The sequence below is a fragment of the Streptomyces sp. NPDC051907 genome, assembly GCF_040681075.1.
In the GTDB taxonomy this organism is placed as follows: Bacteria; Actinomycetota; Actinomycetes; order Streptomycetales; family Streptomycetaceae; genus Streptomyces.
In genome coordinates, this window is sequence record NZ_JBFAYB010000074.1 from 1 (window position 1) to 23912 (window position 23912).

Annotated in this window: 21 protein-coding genes and 2 pseudogenes; 11 read left to right on the top strand and 12 right to left on the bottom strand. The window is 73.0% G+C overall.

All coding sequences use genetic code 11. From position 1 onward, the window contains the following. Positions 1–93: pseudogene (locus AB0M39_RS30015) on the bottom strand (protoheme IX farnesyltransferase); the annotation flags it as partial. 184 nt (positions 94–277) lie between these two features. Beyond that, positions 278–652, bottom strand: a pseudogene (locus tag AB0M39_RS30020) (HNH endonuclease); the annotation flags it as partial. Between the two features lie 247 nt (positions 653–899). Here AB0M39_RS30020 and AB0M39_RS30025 point away from each other — a divergent pair. After that, entirely contained in the window at positions 900–2735 is a 1836-nt protein-coding gene (locus AB0M39_RS30025; RefSeq protein WP_365369100.1) for a glycoside hydrolase family 15 protein, read from the top strand. A gap of 64 nt (positions 2736–2799) precedes the next feature. Here the strand turns inward: AB0M39_RS30025 and AB0M39_RS30030 are convergent, their stop codons facing one another. Further along, a complete protein-coding gene (locus AB0M39_RS30030) occupies positions 2800–3402 on the bottom strand; it encodes a hypothetical protein (RefSeq protein WP_365369101.1) in 603 nt (200 codons plus the stop codon). Between the two features lie 120 nt (positions 3403–3522). Between AB0M39_RS30030 and AB0M39_RS30035 the strand changes: the two genes are divergently transcribed. Further along, complete coding sequence (locus tag AB0M39_RS30035) at positions 3523–5169, top strand: helix-turn-helix domain-containing protein (RefSeq protein WP_365369102.1); 1647 nt, start codon at positions 3523–3525, stop codon at positions 5167–5169. Here AB0M39_RS30035 and AB0M39_RS30040 read toward each other — a convergent pair. Continuing rightward, positions 5099–6034: a lysylphosphatidylglycerol synthase transmembrane domain-containing protein gene (locus tag AB0M39_RS30040; RefSeq protein WP_365369103.1), complete on the bottom strand. Its 936-nt coding sequence runs from the start codon at positions 6032–6034 to the stop codon at positions 5099–5101. The two genes, AB0M39_RS30035 and AB0M39_RS30040, sit on opposite strands and share 71 nt — an antisense overlap. A 299-nt stretch (positions 6035–6333) precedes the next feature. Between AB0M39_RS30040 and AB0M39_RS30045 the strand changes: the two genes are divergently transcribed. After that, positions 6334–6735, top strand: coding sequence for a TOBE domain-containing protein (locus tag AB0M39_RS30045; protein ID WP_365369104.1), 402 nt, complete (start codon positions 6334–6336; stop codon positions 6733–6735). Between the two features lie 38 nt (positions 6736–6773). On the opposite strand, the gene AB0M39_RS30050 is transcribed toward AB0M39_RS30045, so the two are convergent. After that, positions 6774–8333: a PucR family transcriptional regulator gene (locus AB0M39_RS30050; protein ID WP_365369105.1), complete on the bottom strand. Its 1560-nt coding sequence runs from the start codon at positions 8331–8333 to the stop codon at positions 6774–6776. 315 nt (positions 8334–8648) lie between these two features. Here AB0M39_RS30050 and AB0M39_RS30055 point away from each other — a divergent pair, with 315 nt between their 5' ends. Beyond that, complete coding sequence (locus AB0M39_RS30055) at positions 8649–9002, top strand: hypothetical protein (RefSeq protein ID WP_365369106.1); 354 nt, start codon at positions 8649–8651, stop codon at positions 9000–9002. Between the two features lie 61 nt (positions 9003–9063). On the opposite strand, the gene AB0M39_RS30060 is transcribed toward AB0M39_RS30055, so the two are convergent. Beyond that, a complete protein-coding gene (locus AB0M39_RS30060) occupies positions 9064–9603 on the bottom strand; it encodes an N-acetyltransferase (RefSeq protein ID WP_365369107.1) in 540 nt (179 codons plus the stop codon). A 91-nt stretch (positions 9604–9694) separates the two neighbouring features. On the opposite strand from AB0M39_RS30060, the gene AB0M39_RS30065 reads away from it, so the two are divergent. Then, the gene (locus tag AB0M39_RS30065) at positions 9695–10330 is read left to right on the top strand and encodes a C39 family peptidase (protein ID WP_365369108.1); all 636 of its coding nucleotides are present in this window, start codon (positions 9695–9697) and stop codon (positions 10328–10330) included. A 40-nt stretch (positions 10331–10370) separates the two neighbouring features. Here AB0M39_RS30065 and AB0M39_RS30070 read toward each other — a convergent pair whose 3' ends face one another. Continuing rightward, positions 10371–11258, bottom strand: a complete 888-nt coding sequence (locus AB0M39_RS30070; protein ID WP_365369109.1) for a helix-turn-helix transcriptional regulator — start codon at positions 11256–11258, stop codon at positions 10371–10373. Positions 11259–11383: 125 nt separating this feature from the next. On the opposite strand from AB0M39_RS30070, the gene AB0M39_RS30075 reads away from it, so the two are divergent. Together AB0M39_RS30075 and AB0M39_RS30080 are read left to right on the top strand one after the other, a co-directional pair. Further along, on the top strand, positions 11384–12781 hold the full coding sequence (locus tag AB0M39_RS30075) for an MFS transporter (protein ID WP_365369110.1): 1398 nt from the start codon (positions 11384–11386) through the stop codon (positions 12779–12781). A 183-nt stretch (positions 12782–12964) separates the two neighbouring features. Next, positions 12965–13909, top strand: a complete 945-nt coding sequence (locus AB0M39_RS30080) for a nucleoside hydrolase (protein ID WP_365369111.1) — start codon at positions 12965–12967, stop codon at positions 13907–13909. A gap of 33 nt (positions 13910–13942) precedes the next feature. Here the strand turns inward: AB0M39_RS30080 and AB0M39_RS30085 are convergent, their stop codons facing one another. Next, positions 13943–15163, bottom strand: coding sequence for a beta-ketoacyl-[acyl-carrier-protein] synthase family protein (locus AB0M39_RS30085; protein ID WP_365369112.1), 1221 nt, complete (start codon positions 15161–15163; stop codon positions 13943–13945). Between the two features lie 227 nt (positions 15164–15390). Here AB0M39_RS30085 and AB0M39_RS30090 point away from each other — a divergent pair, with 227 nt between their 5' ends. Further along, positions 15391–16275 (top strand): carboxylesterase family protein, encoded by an 885-nt coding sequence (locus AB0M39_RS30090; RefSeq protein ID WP_365369113.1) that lies wholly within the window; start codon positions 15391–15393, stop codon positions 16273–16275. Here the strand turns inward: AB0M39_RS30090 and AB0M39_RS30095 are convergent. Then, on the bottom strand, positions 16172–17575 hold the full coding sequence (locus AB0M39_RS30095; RefSeq protein ID WP_365369114.1) for an amino acid permease: 1404 nt from the start codon (positions 17573–17575) through the stop codon (positions 16172–16174). The two genes, AB0M39_RS30090 and AB0M39_RS30095, sit on opposite strands and share 104 nt — an antisense overlap. A gap of 72 nt (positions 17576–17647) precedes the next feature. Here AB0M39_RS30095 and AB0M39_RS30100 point away from each other — a divergent pair, with 72 nt between their 5' ends. From AB0M39_RS30100 to AB0M39_RS30110, 3 genes are all read left to right on the top strand, one after another. Continuing rightward, the gene (locus tag AB0M39_RS30100; RefSeq protein WP_365369115.1) at positions 17648–18664 is read left to right on the top strand and encodes a helix-turn-helix domain-containing protein; all 1017 of its coding nucleotides are present in this window, start codon (positions 17648–17650) and stop codon (positions 18662–18664) included. Positions 18665–18850: 186 nt separating this feature from the next. Continuing rightward, a complete protein-coding gene (locus AB0M39_RS30105; RefSeq protein WP_365369116.1) occupies positions 18851–19429 on the top strand; it encodes a DUF3592 domain-containing protein in 579 nt (192 codons plus the stop codon). Between the two features lie 118 nt (positions 19430–19547). Next, positions 19548–21779: an endonuclease gene (locus AB0M39_RS30110; RefSeq protein WP_365369117.1), complete on the top strand. Its 2232-nt coding sequence runs from the start codon at positions 19548–19550 to the stop codon at positions 21777–21779. 48 nt (positions 21780–21827) lie between these two features. Here AB0M39_RS30110 and AB0M39_RS30115 read toward each other — a convergent pair whose 3' ends face one another. The 3 genes from AB0M39_RS30115 to AB0M39_RS30125 form a co-directional block, all read right to left on the bottom strand. Then, positions 21828–22136, bottom strand: a complete 309-nt coding sequence (locus tag AB0M39_RS30115) for a hypothetical protein (protein ID WP_365369118.1) — start codon at positions 22134–22136, stop codon at positions 21828–21830. A gap of 194 nt (positions 22137–22330) precedes the next feature. Beyond that, entirely contained in the window at positions 22331–23227 is an 897-nt protein-coding gene (locus AB0M39_RS30120) for a DMT family transporter (protein WP_365369119.1), read from the bottom strand. A gap of 24 nt (positions 23228–23251) precedes the next feature. After that, positions 23252–23755, bottom strand: a complete 504-nt coding sequence (locus tag AB0M39_RS30125; protein WP_365369120.1) for a hypothetical protein — start codon at positions 23753–23755, stop codon at positions 23252–23254. Positions 23756–23912: the final 157 nt, after the last annotated feature.

Consider the following 23912-nt stretch of genomic DNA (forward strand, 5'->3'; position numbering starts at 1 on the left):
GGGCAGCATGGGCACGCCCACGCGCGCGTAGTCCTCCTTCACCTTCATCGACAGCGGCCAGTAGTGCGGCGGCGTCCAGAAGAAGATGACGAGGATCCACCCACTCGGAGATGTACCGGCAGTGGCTCTCGGGCTGGGGTGGCAGCCACTGTGCCGGGTCCTGCTCGCCCTTGTCCTTGCGGACGCGGGAGGTGACCGCGGCCAGCGACGTCGCCACGCCCTGGTCGTTGGCGTACGCCTCGCGCCGGGCCGCGGTCCACGCGGAGGCGCCCGACTCCCAGGCCTCCTTGAGGGGGACCATGTGGTCGATGTCGAGCGCGGCGGGGTCGGTGGCCTGCTGATCGTCGTAGTAGGAGTGCCATGCGCCGCCGGCGAGGACGCAGCCGGGGCCGTTCGCGGGGGCGACCGCAGCCTCGGCGAGCAGGACCTCGTGGCGGGTGTCGCAGCCGTCGTCCGGGTCCTGCCCGGCGTTCCAGTGCTCGAACTTGCTCCGCTCGTATCCGTCCGGATTCTCCGCGGCGACCGAGATCTCCTCGACGGCGTCGTTCAGGACCCTGACCGCCCGGGTCTGGGCGGGGGCGGGCGAGGTGAGGGGGACGAGGGTCAGCAGGATGGCGCTGAGGGCATGTGCCGTGTACTTGATCATGTGCATGTTGATACCGAGTGCGCACCGCCCCGCGGGCGAGAGGGCACGGGCGCTCACCCCGAAGAGTGGAGAACTTCACCGCAGAAACGATCACACACCGGTTCCCCCTGGCGCCGGCCGCCGCCGATGTGCATCCAGAGCGGGCGAGGCGCTCCAGCTCCCCGCCCCGGCCCCCGCCCAACGGCTCGTCATGCGGGTTCCCCCGAGGCGTCGCAGGATGGTGCTGTCCAGGTCGACCGCCGGGAGGGACTCCATGCGCCGCTACCCTCCCATCGCCGACCACGGGATGATCGGCGACCTGCAGACCGTCGCCCTGGTGTCCTCGGACGGCGTGATCGACTGGTTCTGCGCGCCGCGCTTCGACTCGCCCAGCCTCTTCGCCGCCCTGCTCGACCACGACCGCGGGGGAGGCTTCCGTATCGCGGCCGACGTCCCAGGCGCCAGGGTCACCCAGCTCTATCTGCCCGACACGGCCGTCCTGGTCACCCGGTTCCTCACCGCCGACGGGGTCGGCGAGGTCGTGGACTTGATGCCCGTGGACGACCCGGAGACCACGACGGACCGCCGCCGGATCCTCCGGGTCATGCGGGTCGTACGCGGCGCCATGCGGTTCACCGTCCAGTGCGCGCCGCGCTTCGACTACGGGCGCGCCGCGCACACGCTCAGCGTCGCCGACGCCGGCGACTACGCCCTCTTCCGCGGCCCCGGCGTCGACGTGCACCTGCAGAGCACGGCCCCGCTGGGCGCCGCCGGCGAGCGGGACGTGGGCGGCGTCGTCGCGCTCGCGGCGGGCGAGTCGGCCGCCGTCGTGCTGACCGTCTGCGCCGCAGACGGCCCGCCGCCCGAGGAGCTCACCCGCCAGTCGGCCGAGACGGCCTGGCTTCGGACCGTCCAGTTCTGGCACGGATGGCTGCGGGCCTCCCGATACCGCGGCCGCTGGCGGCAGACGGTCAACCGCTCGGCGGTCACGCTCAAGCTCCTCACATACGCCCCCACGGGCGCGCCGGTCGCCGCCGCCACCGCGGGTCTGCCCGAGCAGATCGGCGGCGAGCGCAACTGGGACTACCGCTACACCTGGATCCGGGACGCCTCGCTGTCCGTGCGCGCCCTGATCGACCTGGGGTTCACCGAGGAGGCGAACGCCTTCCGGCACTGGCTGGCGGCGCGGGTGGCCGCGGGCGCGACCGCCTCCGGCGAGCCGTTTCAGATCATGTACCGGGTGGACGGCGATCCGCGGCTGGGCGAGGAGGTCCTGGACCATCTCGAGGGGTACCGGAAGTCCTTCCCCGTGCGCATCGGCAACGGCGCGGCCGACCAGCTCCAGCTCGACATCTACGGCGAGGCGGCGTACGCCATCGCCCAGTTCACCGGCGTCTCGGAGGCCGCTGGCTACCAGGGCTGGCTGGCCGTGTGTCGGGTCCTGGACTGGCTGGCGGGCGCCTGGGACCGGCCTGATGAAGGAATCTGGGAGACCCGCGGCGGCCGCAAGGACTTCACGTACAGCCGGCTGATGTCCTGGGTGGCCTTCGACCGGGGCATCCGGCTGGCCCGCGAATACGCCCGCCCGGCCGACCTGAACCGTTGGACCGCCGCCCGCGACGAGATCTTCCTCCAGGTGATGGAGCGCGGCTGGAGCGAGCGGCGCCAGGCGTTCGTCCAGCACTACGACACCGAGGTGCTGGACGCCTCGCTGCTGCTGATGCCGCTCGTCGGGTTCGTCTCGCCGAGGGATCCGCGGTGGCTCTCCACGCTCGACGCCATGGAGCGCGAGCTGGTCTCCGACAGCCTCGTCTACCGCTACGACCCCTCTGCCTCGCCGGACGGGCTGCGGGGCTCGGAGGGCACCTTCACGCTGTGCACGTTCCACTATGTGATGGCGCTCGCCCGGGCGGGACGGGTCGACGAGGCGCGGTACGCCTTCGAGAAGATGCTCACCTACGCCAACCACGTCGGGCTCTTCGCGGAGGAGATCGGCCCGACGGGCGAGCAACTGGGGAACTTTCCGCAGGCGTTCACCCATATGTCGCTCATCACTGCGGCGATGACGCTGGACGACGAGCTGGACAAGGCGGAGGGACGAGAGCCCTGACGGGCGCCCCAGCGCGGCGGGCTCCACGCCGACGGGTCGGCGTGGAGCCCGCTGTCTCCCCCCGTCAGTAGAGCTTGGCGACCGCGACGCGCGTGGTCTTCTTGAAGCCCTCCAGCGGCGCGCCGTCGAGCTCGCCCAGCTGCCCCCACTCGATGACGGTCACGGCGCGGCCGTCGCGGCCGATGGAGTAGAGGCCGATGTCGGTGGAGCCGACCTCGGGGTGCTGGGTGTCGATGCTGTAGACGTGCGCGCCCTCCTCGACGTTCACCCTGCCGTGGTAGAACGCCTCGCCCTCGAGCCCGGGGTCGGCCTCCTTGAGCCGGTCGAGGCAGGTCTCGATCGAGGCGCGGAGCTTGGCGGCCAGCTGCTTGGCCTTGGCCTCGGTCGGCGCGACGGTGATCGTCTGGCGGGCGCCGGTGTCCAGCTCCGTCCTGAAGTCGCGGTGCCTGGTGCCCGCGGCCGGCGTCACGTTCTGCGTGCACACCGAGCCGAACTCGGGCAGCCCCTGCTTCACCGGGTCGGCGTGCCACGGGGTGCTGCTGGCCGGCAGCTGCGACGCCGAGAGGAACTTCGGCGCCGCCGTGACGGCGGCCGTGGCAGAGGTGAGCGGAACGAGCGTCATGGCGGCGGCCGCTGCGGTCACGGCGGCGATACGGATCCTGGTCATGGAAGGGCTTCCCCCGGTGAGTGGTCTGGCTGAACGATCGCCAGCTTGGGCGCTCTGTCGGCCCGTCGGCAAGCACCACACGGCCTGGTGGCGGGGTGGAACCATTCCACCCCCGTTGACGTGGGGTTTGTCGAGGGGCTGGAACGCCGTCTGGGACGGCTGCGGGGGCTGGAGCGCTGGGTGACATCACAAGAGTCGGCGGCAGGGGCGTTGGCGGGGCGGCTGCGTGAGCTCCGGGACGGATCAGGGCGCAGTTATGGCGCGTTGGCTCGCCGGGTGGGCGTCAGCGGGTCGACGCTGCACCGCTACTGCGCGGGCCAGACGGTGCCGATGGAGTTCGCGCCGGTGGAGAGGCTGGCGCGGTTCTGCGGCTGTGCGGGCGACGACCTCGTCGCGCTGCACCGGCTGTGGGTGCTGGCGGACGCGGAGCGGAGCAGACGGCAGGAGGCGATGGCGACCTCGTCGAAGGGCGCCGCGGACGCGGAGAGCGGGGGCGACGAGGAGCCGGCGGGAGAGGCGGCGCGGGAGGAGGCAGGGCAGGAGGAGGCGGGGGCGGAGGCGGCTGTCGTCGCGATACCGGCTGTGTCAGCCGCGCCTGCCGTGCCAGAGGCGGCTGCCGTGACAGAGGGGGTCGCGGCGACGCCGGTGCTCGCGCTGAGGAGCCGTCGTAGCGCGTACGTCAAGCTGAGGAGCCGTCGTACCGCCTACGTCACGGCGTTCGCCGCGGCGGTGGTCTCGCTCGTCCTGCTGCTGGTCGCCGTGGACGGCTCCCTCGCGGGCGCGGACCGGCGAAGCTCGGCCGCACAGGACGCGAGCGGCAGATCAGCCGCCTCCGGGCTACCCCGCCCGGCCGGCCCGAGCACCGCGCCGGCCCCCTCCCCCGAGGAAACGGCGAACGGCGCCGCCGGTCCCTCGTCCGAGCCGACCGGCGAGAAGCCGAGCGAGCCCAAGGCGCCGGCTCTCCAGAGCGCACCCGCCCTCTCACCGCGTGAGCGCGGCAAGCTGCCCTTCACCTGGAGCACGAACGACCACATCTGGCAGAACGGCTGCGACCACTCCTACCTCCTCGACCGCGACCCCGCCCAGGTGCCCGCGCCGCCCGACCAGGCCGACGCCGAGCCGTGGGCGCGGTCCGTCGGCGCGCTGCACGGCGCCGACACCCGGGTGCGGATCACGCTCCAGGGCCGGAGCGAGAAGGCTGTGGTCCTCCAGTCGGCGCGGGTGCGCGTGGTCGCCCAGCGGACGCCGGCCCAGCGCAGCGTCTACCGCATGGACCTGGGCTGCGGCGGGTCGCTGACGCCTCGTCTGTTCGACGTCGACCTGGACGCGCCGCGCCCGATCGCGCGCTCCGTCGCGGGCAACGACTCGGGCGAGCCGATCCCCGCCGTCTCCTTCCCGTACAAGGTGGCGGCCGACGACCCCGAGACGCTGCTGGTCGTCGGCCGCACGGTCGACTGCGACTGCGACTGGTACCTGGAGTTGGAGTGGAGCAGCGGCGACGACGTCGGGCGGGTGCGGATCGACGACGACGGGCGGCCGTTCCGTACGAGCGGTGTGCGGGGACGGCCCGTCTACGAGTACGACCACGGCGCACGTCGCTGGGTCCTGAACGGGTCCGAGTCCGCAAGCGAGTCAGGAGCGGGTCCCGGGCGGGGAGCGGGTCCCGGGCGGGGAGCGGGCCACGGGCGGGGTCCGCTCACAGCACCTTCCAGCGCACCAGCGCGCCCAGCACCAGAGCCCCGGGCAGCAGCGGCAGCCACAGCGTGATGATCCGGAAGCCGAGGACCACGGCGGTGGCGACCGTCAGCGGCGCGCCCGCGGCGACCAGCGTGACGACCAGCGCCGCGTCCACGGAGCCGATGCCGCCGGGGGTCGGGACCATTCCCGCCGCGACGCTCGCCGCCAGATAGGCGATGGCCGCGTGCAGCCAGGGCAGCGGCGCCTCCAGGGCGAGGGCGACCGAGGCGAGCACGCATCCCTGGAGCGCGGGGAAGGCGAACGCGCCGCCCCACAGCGCGAGCACCCGGGCGGGCCGGGTGTGCAGCACGCGGGCGTCGGACAGCGCGGTACGCAGGAAGTCACGGGCGGCCCGGCGCAGTCGGCGTATCGCGCACAGGGACGCCAGCAGCGCGGCGAGCACGGCCGTGACCACGCCGAGCAGGACGGCCAGGGCGCCGCCGTCGGGCGTCACCTCGTCGAGGGGCAGCGCTCCGGGGACGGCGAGGAGCAGGACGATCAGCAGGAGGACCCGGGCGATCGGCTCGACGAGCGAGTAGAGGGCGAGGGAGGCGGTCCCACGGGAGAGCGGCACCCCGCAGTTGCGCAGGAACCGCAGCGTCACCGCGTGCGCGCCCAGCCCGGCGGGCAGTACGTGGTTCGCCGCGCCCGCGGCGAACTGCGAGGCGAGCAGCCGGCCCGCCGGCAGCCGTTCGATGATCGCGCCCTGCCGTACGCAGGAGGCCGCGACCCAGCACAGACATGTGACGCCCACCGCGGCGAGCAGCCACAGCGGGTCGGCGCCCCGCAGTCGCCGCAGGCCGTCCGCGATGACCTCCCCGTGGGCCGCGGCCCAGAGGGCGATCAGCACGATCGGCGTCAGACACACGATCTGACGCAGCGGCAGTCTCCGCACGTCAGGCCTCCGGCTCAGGGCCACGGTCGGCGTCCTCTCCCTCGGCGCCGCCGCGCGGCCGCGGCCGGCAGCCGAGTCGTACGAGAAGGAAGATGCCCTCCCCGTACGACTCGGCGGTGTCCGCAGGCTGACCAGACGGGGCGCCGCAGATGGCCGAACCCCCCGCTCGCCCCTGTCGCACCAGGCCCGCTGTCCGCGGCGGCAGCGGGCGGCTGCGGGTGCGGCGGCGGGCACGGCTGCGGGTGGGCGTCCGCTGGAGGGCGATGAGCGGCCGGCTCGTGCTGGCCTAGAGTGCGCGTGTGCCGTCATACACGATTGGGCAGGCAGCGCGGCTGCTGGGCGTGAGTTCCGAGACCGTTCGCCGCTGGGCGGACAGCGGGCGGCTGCGCATGGTCCGGGACGGCTCGGCGACCGCCAACCGGACCCTCGACGGGGCGAGCCTCGCCGCCTTCGCCAAGGAGCGCGCCGAGGGGCTGCATCCTGTCCCGGAGGATGTGTTCACCTCGGTGCGGAACTCGTTCGCCGGGATCGTGACCGCCGTGAAGACCGACGACATCGCCGCGCAGGTCGAGATCCAGTCCGGCCCGCACCGGCTGGTGTCCCTCGTGACGCGGGAGGCCGTCGAGGAGCTGGGCATCGAGGTCGGAGTCACGGTCACCGCACGGGTGAAGTCGACGAATGTGCATATCGACCTCCCCTGACCAGTCGGCGTCGGGCTCGATGCCCGACACGCTGGGCGTCATCGGCAGAGCAGGGCCGCGCGCAGGTCCAGTCTGTCGTCGAGGCGGGACAGATCGCGTCCGGTGAGGGCCTCGATGCGCTGGACGCGGTAGTGGACGGTGTTGACGTGCAGATGCAGCGCCTCGGCGGTGCGGGCCCAGGAGCAGTGGTTCGCGAGGAACACCTCCAGCGTCTTGAGGAGCATGGTGTGCGAGGCGCTGTCGCTCTGCAGGAGCGGTCCCAGAGTCTTGGCTCGGTACGCGGCGCGGACGTCGGCGGGCACTCCGGCGAGCAGCGAGCCCAGCGTCGCGAGATCCGCGACGGACGTCATACGGGCGGCGCGCGACGCGGTGGTCCTGGCCGACGCCAGGGCGTAACGGGCCTGGACGAGCGCCGCGTTGAGCCGCTGCGGGCCCTGCGTCGCGGTGCTGACTCCGGCGTGCGGCGTGTCGTCCGGGTCGCAGTCCTGGAGCCGGCCCCAGACGTCGTCGAGGCCGGGCCACGCTTCGTCCGCACCAGAGCCGGGCACGTCGGCGTCGGCCGTGTCCGCGTCGTCGTGGACTACGGCCACCGCCTCGCCGCCCGGTCGCTCTGCGACCGCGAAGAGGGCTGAGGGGCGGTGGCGGAGCGCCTCGGCGAGCGCGCCCGCCGCGCCGGGCCGCCCGTCCGCGCCCAGCGTGGCCGCCAGTACCCGATAGGGCCCCCGCGCGGGAAGGCCGCATGAACGCAGCGCCGCCTCCAGGGCGTTGGCGTCCGCCGCCGGGTCGTCGACCAGCGCTATGAGCTCGTCCGCGGACTGGCGGCGCGCCGCCTGCCGTCGGTCGTGGTGGTGCCGGTACTGGGCGAGGACCTCGGCGATCTCGTGCAGGACCCGCGGCGGTGCGTCGGCGGCGTCCGGCAGATGGAGGCGCCAGGCGTCGTAGGGCGTGCCGTCGGCCTGGACGCGCAAGGTCACCCCGGGGTGCGAGGCGCCGTGCAGGCTCTCCAGCGCGCGCCGCACGGGCAGCGGCGGCGCCGAGGGCGTGCGCGCGACGGTGCGCCCGCTCGCCGTCAGGAGGTAGCCGGGCACCGTGCCGAGGTGGGCGAAGGCGCGGTCGAGCAGTTCGTCCGGGCCTGCGTCGCGGTCGAGGAGCCCGCTGAGCTCGTTGCGTACGTTCTCCGGCAGGGAGTAGTGGTGTGTGGGCCGGCGGCTCAGGTCGCCCCACTGCCGCAGATAGACCGCTTCGGTGACTGCTCGGAAGCTGGTGTGCGCGGGTACGGCGAGCAGCGCGATCCGGTGCTCTCGGCAGGAGTCGACCACCTCGTCGGGAACGGCGCCATGGGTCTCCTCCCCCGCCAGCAGCGCGGTCGCCCCGGTCGAGCGCAGCGCGGAGACGAAGCGGTCGATCTTGGCTCGTCCGTCGCCCCGGCTCCACCAGACCAGTCCGCTGAGGACGATCTCCCCCTGCTGGAGGAACCGGGCGGGGTCCTCCAGGTCGGTGGCGGTGACCCCGCTGATCTCCCGGCTGAGCAGCGGGTCCTCGGCCCACAGCAGGGTGAGGTCGAGGCTGTCGATCTGGAGGAGGTCTTCGACGTGCATGCTCTGCTCCTTGCGCGGCTGCCGCGCACAGGCCACGGCATCTCACATTCACGAGGCGAATGCGGTGACTGACATCGTAGATGCCAGGCTGATCAGCCGGAACGCCTCTTGGTTGATCCTCCAGATCCGAGGCGGATACGTTGTGCCTTCCGTGCTCCGCACCCGGTGCTCCCGGCCCGTCGTTCCCCGCCCGTCGTGCCGTCCCCGAGAGCTAAATGGCTGGTCGTCCGGGTCACGGCGTCGCTATCGTCGGCTTCCGCGAGCCGCCCCGACCAGCCGACGAGGCGCGGCCGCCCCACCAGAGAGCGACGACCCATGACCAGCCGACGTGCGACGACGACCCTGTGGCGACCGACCGGGCCCGAGGAGCTAGAGCTGGTGCGGGAGTCGAACTGGCGCGCCTGGCCGCCGCGACTGCCCGAGCAGCCGATCTTCTACCCGGTGCTCGACGAGGACTACGCGATCAAGATCGCGCGGGACTGGAACGTCAAGCACTCCGGCGCGGGGTTCGTCACGCGCTTCGAGGTCGACTCCGCGTTCCTGGCGCGCTACCCCGTCCAGCAGGTCGGCGGGCGGACGATCCTCGAGCTGTGGGTGCCCGCGGAGGAGCTCGAGGAGTTCAACGCCCATATCGTCGGCGAGATCCAGGTCGTTCACGAGTTCCGCTGAGGCGTCCCGATCCGCCGGGCGGCGCGGGGGGACGCCTGGCCTCGGGGCACAGGACACGGGGTCACTGTTCGCGCAGTCGCTTCTCCAGCAGCGTGACGCCGTACTGCTTTCCCCCGTCGCCGTTCTTCGAGGGCTGCTCGCCGACCACCGTGTACCCCGCGTCCTCGTAGTACCGGCGCAGCCGCGGGTTGTCCGACAGGCAGTCCAGCCTGCACAGCGCGCGGCCGGAGCGGGCGATCCGGCGCTCGGCCTCGGCCAGCATGACCAGTCCCGCTCCGGGCGGCGCCGTCTGCCGGTCGGTCATCAACCGGTGCACATAGCCGGCGACCGGCGGCTGCTCGCCCCAGGCGGGGAGGTCGTCCCACCACAGCTCCCATGCCCCGACGGTCGGGCCCCGGTCGCCCAGCGTCGCGATCCACGCCTCGCCCTCGCGCAGGATCGCCTCGAAGTGGGAACGGCCCAGCTCGCCGGGCTTCCACTGGCGTATGCCGCGCTCGATCTGCCAGCGGGCGGCGGCGTCGCGCAGGCGCACGAGTTCGAGCAGATCGCTCTCGTCGGCCTGACGGAAGGACAGGAGCGATGGGCAGTCTGTATGCGTCATGGGAGTGATCTTCTCGCATCGGGCGCCGGCCCCGCGCACACGGGTGAGGGGCGCATGAGACGGCGTCAGCGCGGTCGAGCAGACTGTGGCCATGGCTGACTCTGCGACGATCCACCGCGTCCCGTACTACTCCCAGTGGGAGTCCGCCGGCCTGGTCCCCGAGTTCGTCACGGGCGCCCGGTCGTCGGCCGACGATCCGCTGTGGCAGAAGTCCGGGGCCGACAGCCGCGAGGAGTACGCCTTCTGGGCGCCGCGGATCTGCGGACTGGCGTGCCTGCGGATGGCGCTGGACTTCTGGGGCCACCCGGTGCCGCCGTCGGCGCCGCTGCTGCGCGAGGCGTTGGACGCGGGCGCGTATGCACGGACCGGGGAGACGACCGTGAAGGGGCTGATCTACGCCCCCTTCGCCGACTGGGTCACCCGCCGCTGGGGCCTGCACGCCCAGGCACGGCCCGAGTTGACGGCCGAGGAGATCGACTCGGAGGTCGCCGCCGGGGGCCTGGTGCTGCTGTCCGTGCACAAGACCATCCGGACCCTCGACCCCCGTCCGGCCCAGCGCGGCGGCCATCTGGTGCTCGCCGTCGGCGCCGGCCCCGAGGGGGTCGTGCTGCACAATCCGTCCGGCTTTCCGGACCATTCCCAGGAGTTCCACACGGTGTCCTGGACGGACCTCGACCGGTTCTTCGCCGGCCGCGGCGTCGTCCTGAGCTCCTCCGCACGCCGATGAGCCGGCGCCGCGACAGCGTGCGACGGGAGGGACGGGACGGCTAGTCCTGTCCCCTGGAGGGCGCCAGGGGCGCCGAGTCGCCGGAGCCGTCGGACGAGCCGGAGGCGGCGAGGTCGAGGAGCGTCATCGCGTCGTGGTCCGGGCTGCCGGGCGCCGCCATGTAGACGACGAGGCGCTGGCCTTGTGCGCGGTTGAGGGTCAGCCCCTCGTGCGACAGCGTCATCGTGCCGACCTCCGGGTGCCGGAGCGTCTTGCGGCCGTCGCCGATCGTGCGCACCTCGTACCGCTCCCAGAGCCGGTTGAAGTCGGGGCTCTTGACGATCAGCTCGCCGACGAGCGAGGCGAGATCCGGGGCGTCCGGATCGGTGCCGGCGATCGCCCGCAGCTGGGCGACGCAGCCCTTGGCCTTCTGTTCCCAGTCGACCCACAGCTCGCGGGCGGCCGGGTGCAGAAAGGTGTACCGGACGGTGTTGCGCTGCCGCTCCGGCCAGTCGGCGATGCCGTGGAGCAGCCGCAGCCCGCCGGGGTTGGCCGCCAGCAGGTCGTTGGTGCGGCTCACGACGTACGCCGGGTTGGGCCGGAGCGTCTGGAGAAGCTGTGCGACGGTCGGACGGACCCACCGCGACGGCAGGGCGCGGGGCTCGGGCGCACGCCGCGCCGCTCGCGCCGCCAGCTCGCGCAGGAAGCCGCGCTGCTCGTCGTCGAGGCGGAGCGCGTCGGCCAGCGCGTCGACCACGGACGGGCTCGGCCGGGTCTCCTTGCCGCGTTCCAGACGTACGTAGTAGTCGATGCTCACACCGGCCAGCGCCGCCAGCTCCTCCCGGCGCAGACCCGGTGTGCGGCGCGTGCCGGTCCTGGCAGGCAGCCCGACGTCTGCCGGGCCCAGTTCGCCGCGGCGGGCCCGCAGGAACTTCCCGAACTCGGTCATGGCGTCAGTATGCCAGCGGGCGATCAGCGGGCAGGGCGGGAGCCTGGCCCTGTCACACCCCCCTCTGGCGCACCCCGGAAGACCACGGTCTGCCCCGCCCTCCCGAGCGTCGCCAGCCTGGGCGGATGACCAGTCTTGTACCGGCCCGCAGGGCGAAGGACGGGGCACGAGATGCCCGGCGGCGCACGACCGCACCGAAGGCGATCCTGGCGACCACGTTCCTGGGCGTCTTCGTGCTCAACCTCGACGCCATGGCGATGAACGTGGCGCTGCCCGAGATCGGCCGGGCCTTCGGCGGCAGCACGGCGGGGCTGCAGTGGGTCGTGGACGCCTACACGCTGATGTTCGCCGCGCTGCTGCTCTCCGCGGGCACGCTCTCCGACCGCATCGGGGCGAGCCGCGCGTTCGGAGTCGGCGTCGCGGTGTTCACGGTCGCCTCGGCTGCCTGCGCGCTGGCGCCGGATCTGGGCGCGCTGATCGCCGCCCGGCTGATCCAGGGGATCGGGGCGGCGGTCATGCTGCCCTCCTCGCTGGCCCTCGTCCGTCAGGCCTTCCCCGACGCGGCCGAACGGGCGCGGGCCATCGCGCTGTGGACCGTCGTCGGAGCCGTCGCGGTCGCCGCAGGACCGGTGGTCGGCGGGGTGCTGTCCAGCACCCTGAGCTGGCGGGCCGTCTTCGTCGTCAACCTGCCCGTCGGCATCGCCGCCCTCGCGGTGTCGACCCGCGCCGAGCGCTCGCCGCGCCGTGTCGCGCCGCTCGATCCGTACGGCCAGCTCACGGCGGTCGTCGCGCTCGCGGCGCTCGCCTTCGCGGTGATCGAGGGAGGGGAGAGCGGCTTCGGCGAGCCCGTGGTGCTGGGCTGTCTGGGGCTCGCCGCGGCGGCGACGGCCGCGTTCGTCCTGGTCGAGGCGCGTACGGCCGCGCCGATGGTCCCGCTCGACCTCTTCCGCTCGCGCACGGTGACGCTCTCGGTCGCGATCGGCTTCGTCGTCAACGCGGCTTTCTACGGGCTGGTGTTCGTCTTGAGCCTGTTCTTCCAGGACGTTCTGAACCTGTCCGTCATGGCCGCGGGGCTGATGTTCCTGCCGATGACGGCCGTGATCGCGGGAGCCAACCTGGCGTCGGCCAGAGCTGCGGCACGCTTCGGGCCGCGGATGCCGATCGCCGTGGGACAGGCGGTCTTCGCGCTGGCGTTGCTCGGACTGCTCTGGGCGGACGAGGGGACGAGCAGAGCGTCGCTCGCGGTGCTGCTGGTCCCGGTAGGACTCGGTCTGGGTCTCGCCGTGCCCTCCTTGACCGCCGTCCTGTTGAACGACATCGCCGCGGACCGGGCCGGAATGGCCGCCGGGATCCTGAACTCCTTCCGGCAGACGGGCGGCGCGCTCGCGGTGGCCGTCTTCGGAGCGTTGGTCGCGGACCGGGGCGAGTTCCTTGGGGGCCTGCGGGTCGTCTTGTGCGTGGCGGCCGTGCTGCTGGCGGCCACCACGGCCGCGGCCCTCATGCTGCCGCGCGGCCGCGACTGAGGGCTGCGGCTGAGGGCCGGCGACGGGGATGCTTGCGCGCTCGCCGAGACCAGCGCCGCCCGAGGCATCGTGTGCCAGGTCGGCGAGGCGCGTGGGCGCCTCCGGGCAGTCACACCCCGTCCGCGCCGCCGAGCCCGCAGAATGAGGGCCCTGCCCGCTGCCGTTCGGACGCCGAGGTGCGCTGTGCCCGTCCCGATCATCATCGACTGCGACCCCGGGCACGACGACGCGGTCGCCATCCTCCTCGCCGCCGGCGACCCCGCAGTCGACCTTCTCGCGATCACGACGGTCGCCGGCAACCAGACGGTCGAGAAGACCACGCTCAACGCGCGCCGGATCTGCACCGTCGCCGGCATCGCCGACGTGCCCATCGCGGCCGGGTGCGCGCAGCCGCTCGTACAGCCCCTGAAGGTGGCGGACGACGTGCACGGCGCCTCCGGCATGGACGGACCGCGGTTCGCGACGCCGACCGTGGACGTGGTCCCGGAGCACGCCGTGGACCTGATGCACCGGATCCTGACCGAGCATCCGGAACCGGTCACGCTCGTCCCGACGGCGCCGCTGACCAATATCGCCCTGCTGCTGACGCGCTACCCCGAGAGCGCCGGCCGCATCCGGGAGATCGTGCTCATGGGCGGCTCCACCGAGCGCGGCAACCGGACCCCTGCCGCGGAGTTCAACGTGTACGTCGACCCCGAGGCCGCGGACATCGTCTTCCGCAGCGGGGTCCCGGTCACCATGTGCGGGCTCAACGTCACCCACCAGGCCCTCGCCACGCCCGAGGTCCTGGCTCGGCTCGAGGCCCTCGGCACCGAGCTCGGCCGCACAGTCGTCGAGCTGCTGACCTTCTTCGCCGCCACGTACGAGCAGCTGTGGGGCTTCGCCTCGCCGCCCGTGCACGACCCCGTCGCGGTGGCCCGGGTCATCGACCCGGCGATCGTGCACTGCGTCGAGGCGAGCGTGGCGGTCGAACTGCGCGGACAGCACACGCGCGGCGCGACGGTGGTCGACCTGCACCGGTATCTGGACCGGCCCGTGAACGCCCAGGTCGCCCTCGCTCTTGAGCCCGACCTGTTCTGGGACCGGGTGATCGCGGCTGTCGAGACCCTCGGGAAGCGCGGGGCGTGAGCGGCGGGCCGTCGCCGCCCGCGTCCGTCTGGGTCAACGCGCCGTCGTGAACAGCAGGCTGACGTTGTGCCCGCCGAAGCCGAAGGAGTTGACCAGCCCCGCCGACCAGGCGCCGGCGCGGTTCTCGCCGTGGACCACGTCGACATGGGCCCTCGGGTCGAGCTTGTCGAGGTTGCGGGTCGCGGGCAGCACCCCGTCCCTCAGCGTGAGCAGCGCGGCGAGCGCGGCCACCGCGCCGGACGCGCCCAGCATGTGGCCGGTCATGGACTTCGTCGCCGTGACCGCGGCGTGGTCGCCGACCGCTCGGGCGATCGCCTCCGCCTCGGCCAGGTCCCCGGACTCGGTGGACGTGGCGTGCGCGTAGACGTGGTCGACGTCCTGCGGGCCCAGGTCCGCGGAGCGCAGCGCGCTCTGGACGGCGAGGACTTGGCCGTCCGCGTCGGACGCCGTGATGTGGTGCGCGCTGGACGTCACCGCGGCCCCGGCCAGCGCTCCGTAGGCGCGGGCCGTGCGAGCGCGGGCGAACTCCGCCCGTTCCAGGACCACCAGGCCCGCGCCCTCGGCCATGACGAAGCCGCTGCGGTCCACGTCGAAGGGACGGGACACCGAGCGCGGGTCCTCCGTCCGCGTGGAGAGGGCCTTCATCTGCGCGAACGCCGAGATGGTGAACGGGTGCAGACACGCCTCCGCCCCGCCGGCGACGACGACGTCCGCGCGCCCGGCGCGGATCAGGTCGAGCCCCATGGCGATGGCCTCGGCCCCCGAGGCGCAGGCGCTCACCGGGGTCCTGGCGCCGCCTTGCGCGCCCAGCTCCATGCTCACCCAGGCCGCGGGGCCGTTGGGCATCAGCATCGGCACGGCGTACGGGGAGAGACGGCGGGCGCCTGACCTCTCGTACAGGTCGTCCTGGGCGAGCGTGGTGAGGACGCCGCCGGTGCCGGTGCCGATGACGACGGCGAGCCGCTCGGGCGCCACGTCCGGCGCGCCCGCGTCCTCCCAGGCTTCGCGGGCGGCGACCATCGCGACCTGCTCGCAGCGGTCCAGCTTCCTGGCCTCCACGCGGCCGAGCAGCGAGGCCGGGTCGACGGGGAGGCCGGCGGCGATGCGGACCGGCAGCTCGGCCGCCCACTCCTCCTCCAGCAGCGCCACACCCGACCGGCCGGCCAGCAGCCCCGACCACGTCGCCTCCGCGTCGACGCCGAGCGGCGTCACGGCGCCCAGGCCCGTCACGAGCACGTCGGTGCAGTTGCCCATCCCGTTTCCTCCAAACAGTAGGAAGCCAACAAGAACCCAGCTGTCGCTTCCGAGCTAGATCCACTTCGTACACTGGAGACACTGCCAGCTCTTGGCCGTCCTCACGCTCCTGCGGGCCCACTGATCCACCGACTGGAAACTGTGCGGTAGCGACAAAAGATGACTCCCCCTCATACCGCCCAGAGCGCGCTTCGTTACGCTCCATCAGGAGCCTTTGGGGGTGGCGAATGCAGGCGGTCGACAAGCGCACCATGCCGTACGACGTCGTGGACGGCGGCAGCGGGGAGAGCAAGCTGCTCGACGTGTACCGTCCCGCCGGAGGCGAACAGCATGCGCCCATGGGGTGCGTGCTGCTCTGGCACGGCGTCGGCCCCGACGAGCGGGACGTCATGGCCGCGCTGGCGCGTCAGACGGCCGCGCACGGCACGGCGGTCTTCGTGCCCGACTGGCGCTCGGACGCCGTCGACGCGGGCCGCTCCCAGCTGCTGGCCTCGCTCCGGTACGTACGGGACAACGCCTCGGCGCACGGCGGGGATCCGCTGCGTATCGTCCTGGCGGGCTGGTCGGCCGGAGCGGGCGCGGCGATCGGCCTCGCCCTGCGCCCCGACCTGACGGGCAGCTGGCGGCCCGCCGCGGCGATCGGCGTCGCCGGGGCGTACGACCGGCCGGCCCGCACGACCGGGTCCGCCCCGCTGGACGATCTGGCCGCGACGGTCGCCTCGCCGGTTCCGGTCCGACTGCTGCACGGGACGGCCGACACGATGGTCGACGGCCGCAGCGCTCACGAGCTGTGCGCCGCACTGCGGGAGCGCCGGTGGCCGGTGGAGCTGCGGGAGCTGGACGCGGATCACGCGAGCGTCGTCGGGACGTGGTTCGACCCGGCGATCGGCCGCCTCCGGCCGTCGGACGACCCGCGTGCGCTGAAGGCCGTGGCCGAGGCGGCGCGGGTCGTCGCGGACGCGGCGGCCCCGGCGCCAGAACCATCCCTGCCGTCGGAGTCGGACTCGGCTACGGCGCCGCCGGCGTCCCTGGCGCCGAAGCGCCCGCCGGGCACGGTGCAGCAGCCGCCGACGGATCCGGCCCCGCCGCACGGACGTCGAGGACCTCGCTGACCGCAGGCGCGTCCATCTCCGCCCGCGCCCGCTTCGCCCGGCGGCGTTCGCTGAGCCGCAGATGGAGCAGCGCGGCGCCGGCCACCGCCAGCGGCCAGACCAGGTAGCGGCCGCTGAGGGCGAGCAGGGCCAGGACCGCGATCAGTGCCGCGAACGCGGCGGCCCGTCCCTTGCTGCGGCGAGGCAGCAGCCGTACGGCGGCGGCGACCCCGATCGCGTACACCGTGACGAACGAGCCGTTGGCCAGCAGCACCAGGTTCTCCACGCCGGCACCGGTCGTGATCATGACGAGCAGCACCGCGAAGGCCATGCCCGCGACGATGCCGAGGCTGCGGCGGGGCGTCTCGCCGGCCACGCTGCCCCGGGTCAGCCAGGCCGGCAGCGAGCCGTCGCGTCCGAGGGCCGCGCCGAGTTTGGCCGCGCCCGCGTAGTAGGCGTTCATAGTGCCCAGGGTCAGCAGGATGGCCGCGCCGGCGGCCAGCAGGCGGGCGTTGCCGCCCAGCCCTCGGGCCATCAGGTCGCCCAGCGGCGCGTCGGTGTCCGCCGCCGAGGATCCAAGGACGGCGACGACGGCGAAGGCGACGGCGAGGTAGAGCACTCCGACGATCACGACGGCCGCTCCGGCCGCCCGCGGCAGATCGCGCTTCGGGTCGCGGAACTCCGCCGCCAGGTGCGTGATCGCCTCCCATCCGGCGAAGCTCCACACCAGCAGGACCGACGCCCCGCCGATCGCCGTCCAGCCGTGCGGCGCGAAGGGCTGGAGGTTCTCGCTCCGCGCGTCGGGCAGGGACAGCCCGACCGCGACGAGCAGCAGGAGGACGAGCAGCGCCGAGAGCGCGAGCTGGATCCGCCCCGTCAGATGGACGCCCACGGCGTTGGAGACGGTGACGACGGCCATCAGCCCCACCGCCGTCACGGCGGTGGTCGTGCCGCCGCCGCCCAGGGCGGACGAGACGTACGCCCCGCCGAACAGCGCCGCGGCGCTCGCGCCCGGCGGCACCGCGCAGTAGAAGCACCAGCCGACCACGGCGGCGGTGCGCTCGCCGAACGCCAGCCGCGCGTACGTCGAGACGCCCCCGGCGTCCGGGTACCGGGCGCCGAGCGCGGCGAAGGTCGCGGCGAGCGGCGCGGACAGGACGACCAGGCCGAGCCAGGCCAGCAGGGAGGCGGGGCCGGCCGCCTCGGCGGCGAGCGCGGGGAAGGTGATGACGCCGGTGCCCAGCACCGCGCCGACGTACAGCGCGGTGCCCTGGGCGGCGCTGAGACGGCCGCGAGGCGGCCGGGCGTTGTCGTTGGTCATGACGGAAACCCTGTCTGACCTGGCCCTCTATGGACCATCGGCAGAATCGCCATGATGCGATAAATTTCTGCCATGAGTCGGAGCACCCAGTCGGACCCACACATCGTGGGCCTCGCCGTCATGGACGCGACCCCCACGTTCGAACTGGCCATCCCCTGCGAGGTCTTCGGCGTCGACCGCAGCGACATCGTCGCGCCCTGGTACGAGCTGCGCCTGTGCGCGGCGGAGCCCGGCCCGCTGCGCACGGCGACGGGGCTGACGGTCGACACTCCGTACGGCCTGGACGATCTGGTCGAAGCGGACACCGTGATCGTGGCCGCGTGCACCCGCCGCGCGCAGATCGCGCCGCCGCAGCCGCTGCTGGACGCGGTGCGCGCGGCCTACGAGAAGGGCCGCCGGATCGTCTCGCTGTGCAGCGGCGCGTACATCCTGGCCCACGCCGGGCTGCTGGCGGGCCGGCCCGCCACGACGCACTGGATGAACATCGGGGACTTCGCCGACCGCTTCCCCGAGGTCGGCTTCACCCCGTCCGCGCTCTACACCGACGACGGCGCGGTCCTGACCTCGGCCGGCAGCGGGGCCGCGATCGACCTCTGTCTGCATCTGGTGCGCCGCGACCACGGCTCGGCGGTGGCCAACGAGGTGGCCCGCCGGATGGTGGTGCCGCCGCACCGGGAGGGCGGTCAGACGCAGTACGTCACTCCTCTGGTGCGGCCCGAGGAGGACGACGGCCTCGAGCCGGTGCTGCACTTCGCGCGCGAGCATCTGCACGAGGCGCTGACCGTCCCGCAGCTGGCGCGCGTGGCCCGGCTGAGCGAGCGCACCTTCGCCCGCCGCTTCCGCGACACGCTGGGGACCACACCTCTGCAGTGGCTGCTCCAGCAACGGGTGCGGCTGGCACAGGAGTTGCTGGAGACGACCGAGGAGCCGGTGGAGCTCATCGCGGGGCGGACGGGCTTCGGCACGGCGGCCAATCTGCGGCACCACTTCCGGCGGGTCACGACCGTGTCCCCGCAGACGTACCGTCATGTCTTCCGCCACCGGGCGGCGAGCCGCGGACGAGGCGCCGAGGCCGTCCCGCCTTCCTGACGGGCCCCGGGTCCGCCCCAGGGAGGCGAGAGCATGAGGAAGACCCGTGCGTGGACGGTCAGTTGTGCGGCGGCTCTCGCGGCGGTGGGACCGTTCCCGGTGCTCCCGGCCGTGCGCATGCCCTAGCGTCGTCATCGTCCAGCCGCGCCGAGGACGTACTCGGGCTTCACCGCCGCCGAGGAGACCATGGACCGCTTATTACTGATCGTCCCGGGGCTGATCGCCGCCGGGTGCGTAGCCGTCATGGCCCTGGCGGTGGTCCGTATGCGCCGCCTCAGAGCGGCCTGGAACAGCGGCGTCGCCGTTCCAGGGCGATGTCTGAGCTCGTATGCCGGGACGCGCAGAAGGCAGGGCAGCGGCGCTACCGCGCACCACCACGTCTATGAGTTCTTCGGCCCCGACGGCCTGCCGGTCCGCTTCGACGAGGCAGGCGGGCCGGCGACGATCGCCCCCGGGGACACGGTCGTCATCCGGTACCCGGCGGGCCGCCCCGACCGGGCCACCGCCATTCCGCCGAGCCACGGCCGGGTGCTGGCGGCGACCGGCGTGGTCCTCGTCCTCGGCAGCCTGATGATCGCCGGGGCCGTCGCCTTCATGGCCGGCTACGACGTCGACCACGGCGTCGATGGGCCGTCGGAGCAGGTGGACGAGTCTCCCGCCGACGTCCCCTCCGACCTCCCGTCCGACTTCCTCACCGAATTCCCCGCCGACCTCCCCAGCGACTTCCCGTACGAGTTGTTGCCGGAGTCCAGTATTGAAAGGTGAACCACTGTCAGTGCTCCACCCGGGTGAGCGGATTCATACGGTTCGTGCCCTAATGGAAGAGGAGGAATAGGGGTGCGAAACCCGGGTGCGCACACAGGCCGCAAGGAGGCGGGCCGACATGGCAGTGCAGCAGATGACGCAGGCGGAATCGGACTATCTAGCACAGATAGAGGAAGCGGGCAATCGCTACGCGATGCGCGCCGGAGAGAGAGCCCGGAACCTTCGGGTGCTCGACCAACGCGGCATTCTGTACGCCGATTCTCCGGACCGCGTCAACAAACGACTGGCCCGCCTCGGCGCCGACCTGGCGCTGGCCACAGCCATCGAGCAGACGCCGGCGACCGCCAGCGCGGGCAGCAGCCTGGAGCTCGACCCAGGCAGCGTCGGCGCGGATGTGCTGGGGCTGGAACGCCTCATGGGGCGCAACGACCTCATAGGGGTGGGATTTCTCGAAGGCGGCTTTCTGGCGTCCCGCTCGATAGGACGGATAACCGTCCGGGACTCCGGCGGGGCATGGCACGGAACCGGATTTCTGATCTCCCCCAGACTTCTGATGACGAACAATCATGTGCTGCGCTCCGCAGGCGATGCGAGCCATGGCGTCGTCGAATGCAACTTCCAGGCGGGCCTGGACGGAAAGCAGCTCACTCCAGTCGTCTTCTCGCTGGAGCCGGAGACGTTCTTCGTCACCGATCGCCCCCTGGACTTCACGGTGGTCGCCGTCGCCGAACGCTCCCAGGACGGGCAGCCGCCCTCCTCCTTCGGGCGGCTGCCCCTCAAGGAGGCCGAGGGCAAGGTCATCCTCGGCGAGATCGTCAACATCGTCCAGCACCCCAACGGCGAGCCCAAGCAGCTCGCGCTGCGCGAGAACACGGTCGTGGACCTGCTGGAGCTGTTCCTCCACTACGAGACCGACACCGCGCCGGGCTCCTCGGGATCTCCCGTCTTCAACGACCAGTGGGAGGTCGTGGCCCTGCACCACGCCGGGGTGCCCCGCACCGACGCGGACGGCAACCCGCTGGCCATAGACGGGTCCATATGGCAGCCGTCCATGGGCGAGCACCGGCTGGACTGGAAGGCCAACGAAGGGATACGGATCAGCCGCGTCCTGCGGGCGCTGCGCCAGGCCCCGTTGTCCGGTCAGGCGGCCGCGCTCCGCGAGGAGATATTCGCGGCCGGAGCGGCGCTGCACCCGGTGGAGGGATCGCCTCCGCCGTCGATGCCCTCCATGCCCTCGATGCCGTCGGCCTCTGCGGGCGGCACGAACGGCGCCAGGCCGCAGTCCCAGCCCGTGGGCGACGGGGGCGTACAGCAGTCGGCCGCCCCCGCGGGAACCATGCAGTGGACCGTCCCGCTGCGCATCAGCGTCAGCATCGACCCGGCAGCGCTCCAGGTCCAAGCGGTCCAGGCCCAGGCGCAAAGGCCGGGACAGGCGCCGACGGCCACGCCCCTGCCCGACGTCGGCCATATCGACGGCCAGTCCCCCGCCGCGACCGACCTGGCCGCCGCGCTGGTGAACCTCGCGGCCGCCAAGTCCCGGCCCTACTACGACGCGGCGCAGGACCAGGTCGCGCGGGACTCGTACTACGCGGACATCCGCACCGACAGCCCCGAGGGCATGCGGCGCGCCCTCGCCGAGCTGCTGACGGCCACGCACGAGCGCCAGCCCGCGTACAAGCCGATGCGGCTGGTCTACCCCTGGGTCGACCTGCACCCGGACGAGCGGCTGCGCAGCATCTACTCCGGCAAGGCCTTCGACCCCGAGGAGCTGATACGGGCCGACGCCGCCGTGGAGGCGGCGCGGATCGGGCGCTGGCAGGAGTTCCTGCTCCATGAGAGCGCGCCGGGCCCCGCCGCGCTCGAGGCCGAGTACGACGCGCTGGAGGCGGCCCTGCCGTTCAACTGCGAGCACGTGGTGCCCCAGTCCTGGTTCGCCAAGAAGGAGCCCATGCGCGGCGATCTGCACCATCTGTTCGCCTGCGAGTCGACGTGCAACAGCTTCCGCGGCAACATCCCGTACTTCGACTTCGCGGACCGCGAGGAAGTCGTCCGGCACGCCTGCGGCCGTCGGGAGCCGCTCCAGTTCGAGCCGGAGGCCGGCAAGGGAGCGGTCGCCAGGGCGACGCTGTACTTCCTGCTGCGCTACCCCGGCGTCATCGGCGACGAGGCTCGCGAACTCCAGCGGGAGCGCCTGGGCATTCTGCTCGACTGGCACGCGGACGAGCCGATCGGCGAGTACGAACGGCACCGCAACGCAGCGATAGCCGAGATGCAGGGCAACCGCAATCCGCTCATCGACCACCCCGAGTGGGCCGGCAAGATCGACTTCGCGGGCGCCTGGCGTACATGACCGTGCGCGCATCCCTGCCCGGGGACGGCCGCCGACCGGGCGCGCCCGCTAGGTCTGGGCGCTGTCGACCCACCGCAGGACGGCCGAGACCGTCGCGTCGTCCAGTGCGCTGAGCACGGCGATGGCTTTGGCGTCGCCGGGCATGGGCGCGATGCCCGCGGTGGTCAGCACGGCGTGCAGATCGAGTCGGCGCCGGTCCTCGGCGGGGAGCGCGAACGGCAGCCGCTGGCGCGGGTCGGGTGCGGGCAGAAGGTAGTCCTCGGGCTCGTCGAACCCCCACGCGCCGGGGAAGCGGTAGGAGTCGATCGGCTTCCTCGGCTGCGTCAGCGGGAGAGCAGAAACCTGCCAGCCGTCCATGGGGGCCTCCTCTGTGTCGTCACTGCACGAGGGGAGGTCCGCCGCGCCCCGCCCAGTTGCACGCGAGGCGGGAATACACCCGAATGCGCGCCCTTTGTCTCTCGAAGGGCCTATAGCGGCTCTCTCTCCCGAGGCGGCTATACAGCGGCTGTACAGGCGACGAGGGGGGCTCGTGCGCAGAGCCCATGGCCCCGTCAGGGGCGCGGGTCGCGTGCGCGGTCCTCGGACTCGTCCGGCGCGACCATGGACTGGGTGAGCGGGATACGGGCGAGCGCCACGGCGCCCAGGGCGATCAGCGCGACGGCGAGAAGTTGAGGCAGCACATACCAGCCGGTGCGGATCTGCTCCTCGTACAGGGCGATGCCGAGCGTCAGGCTCACCAGCGCGTCGCCCAGGGTGATCGCGGGCTGGGAGGCCACCAGCGGGCCCGCCTGCATCGCCTGCTGGAGCAGGAAGAGCGCGCCCGCGCCGACCGCCGCGAAGGCGTACGTCTGCCACGCCGCGAAGAACGCGGCGACGCCCTCGTCGTCGAGGATGTGCATCGCCGCCTTCATCAGCGCGGCTGTCAGGGCGTAGCAGATGGCGGTGGCCGTGCCCAGGCACGCCGCGCGGGCGCGGCCCTCGGAGCGGCTGCGGGCGACCAGGGCGAGCGTCACGATCGCGCCGAGGCAGACGAGCAGGGCGGGGAGCCAGCGGTCCCATGGCACATGGGTGCGGTTGCCGGTCGGGGACGCGGCGGCGAGACCGAGGCCGAGGCCCACCACGACGCAGGCCACCGCCGCCCAGGCGACGCGCGGCAGGCCCCGGCGCAGCAGCAGCGCGGCGACCAGGAGGGTGAGCGGGAGCTCGAGGACGAACAGGGGCTGTACGACGGTCAGCGGCCCGGTCGCCAGCGCCAGGGCCTGGCAGACGCCCGCGAGGACGACGGCGAGGATGCCGACGAGCCAGACGGGGCGGCGCAGCAGGTCGAGCAGCAGCCCCGCGCGCAGGCCGTCGGAGCGCGGGACGCTCATGGCCGCCTTGCGCTGCAGGACGGTGGCGACGGCGTTGCTGGACGCCGCGCAGAGCGCGAAGAGGACCGGCAGCAGCATGTGCACCGTGGACGGCCTCCGGGGTCAGTCGTCGTCGGCGTCGAGGCCGGAGGCGGGGTCGGCGAACAGCCGGCGGGCGTTCTCGTCGAGGGCGGCGAAGCCCTCGACCAGCTGGGCCGCCACCCGCCACTCGCCTTCCAGCGGGCCGTCCTCCGCCGCCTGCCCCTCGGTGAACTCCCAGAGGTGGAACGCCTTCCCGGTGAAGGCGTCGCTCGCCGGCGCTCCCTCGGTCCGGTGGCGCAGGGAGAAGGAGAGCCGGGTGTGCACGAGCCAGCGGCCGTCGGACAGCCGCTCGGGCGTGGACATCTGCTCGACGGTGTGGGACTCGTCGAAGAACTCGGCGCGGGCGGCGAGGAAGTCCCGCAGCCCCTGCTCGCCCTGCCAGATCAGCCCGCCGACGAAGCCGGTGCGGAAGTCGTCGGTGACGATCTCGGCCCGCATGCGCTCCGCGGAGGCGTGGGCCTGGAGCAGTACGAAGTACCGCTCGATCGCGTCCCAGATCAGTGGGGCAGCGCGCTCGGTGGACATACGACCTCCCACTCGCTCCCTGCCATGGTCTCCCCGAGGTGGTGCCTCCCGCGATCGGAGGGGCTCGCGCCCGGCGGCCCGGGCGGCGCCGGACCAGTGCTCAGGCGGCCCGACCCGGCGGGAACCCGCCGACCCGGCCGTCCAGCCGCAGCCGCAG

Excerpts from the sequence above, each read along its gene's own strand:
- AB0M39_RS30025 (WP_365369100.1), top strand. The coding sequence starts at position 900 with ATGCGCCGCTACCCTCCCATCGCCGACCACGGGATGATCGGCGACCTG.
- AB0M39_RS30030 (WP_365369101.1), bottom strand. The coding sequence starts at position 3,402 with ATGACCAGGATCCGTATCGCCGCCGTGACCGCAGCGGCCGCCGCCATG.
- AB0M39_RS30050 (WP_365369105.1), bottom strand. The coding sequence starts at position 8,333 with ATGCACGTCGAAGACCTCCTCCAGATCGACAGCCTCGACCTCACCCTG.
- AB0M39_RS30055 (WP_365369106.1), top strand. The coding sequence starts at position 8,649 with ATGACCAGCCGACGTGCGACGACGACCCTGTGGCGACCGACCGGGCCC.
- AB0M39_RS30060 (WP_365369107.1), bottom strand. The coding sequence starts at position 9,603 with ATGACGCATACAGACTGCCCATCGCTCCTGTCCTTCCGTCAGGCCGAC.
- AB0M39_RS30065 (WP_365369108.1), top strand. The coding sequence starts at position 9,695 with ATGGCTGACTCTGCGACGATCCACCGCGTCCCGTACTACTCCCAGTGG.
- AB0M39_RS30070 (WP_365369109.1), bottom strand. The coding sequence starts at position 11,258 with ATGACCGAGTTCGGGAAGTTCCTGCGGGCCCGCCGCGGCGAACTGGGC.
- AB0M39_RS30075 (WP_365369110.1), top strand. The coding sequence starts at position 11,384 with ATGACCAGTCTTGTACCGGCCCGCAGGGCGAAGGACGGGGCACGAGAT.
- AB0M39_RS30085 (WP_365369112.1), bottom strand. The coding sequence starts at position 15,163 with ATGGGCAACTGCACCGACGTGCTCGTGACGGGCCTGGGCGCCGTGACG.
- AB0M39_RS30090 (WP_365369113.1), top strand. The coding sequence starts at position 15,391 with ATGCAGGCGGTCGACAAGCGCACCATGCCGTACGACGTCGTGGACGGC.
- AB0M39_RS30095 (WP_365369114.1), bottom strand. The coding sequence starts at position 17,575 with ATGACCAACGACAACGCCCGGCCGCCTCGCGGCCGTCTCAGCGCCGCC.
- AB0M39_RS30100 (WP_365369115.1), top strand. The coding sequence starts at position 17,648 with ATGAGTCGGAGCACCCAGTCGGACCCACACATCGTGGGCCTCGCCGTC.
- AB0M39_RS30105 (WP_365369116.1), top strand. The coding sequence starts at position 18,851 with ATGGACCGCTTATTACTGATCGTCCCGGGGCTGATCGCCGCCGGGTGC.
- AB0M39_RS30110 (WP_365369117.1), top strand. The coding sequence starts at position 19,548 with ATGGCAGTGCAGCAGATGACGCAGGCGGAATCGGACTATCTAGCACAG.
- AB0M39_RS30115 (WP_365369118.1), bottom strand. The coding sequence starts at position 22,136 with ATGGACGGCTGGCAGGTTTCTGCTCTCCCGCTGACGCAGCCGAGGAAG.
- AB0M39_RS30120 (WP_365369119.1), bottom strand. The coding sequence starts at position 23,227 with ATGCTGCTGCCGGTCCTCTTCGCGCTCTGCGCGGCGTCCAGCAACGCC.
- AB0M39_RS30125 (WP_365369120.1), bottom strand. The coding sequence starts at position 23,755 with ATGTCCACCGAGCGCGCTGCCCCACTGATCTGGGACGCGATCGAGCGG.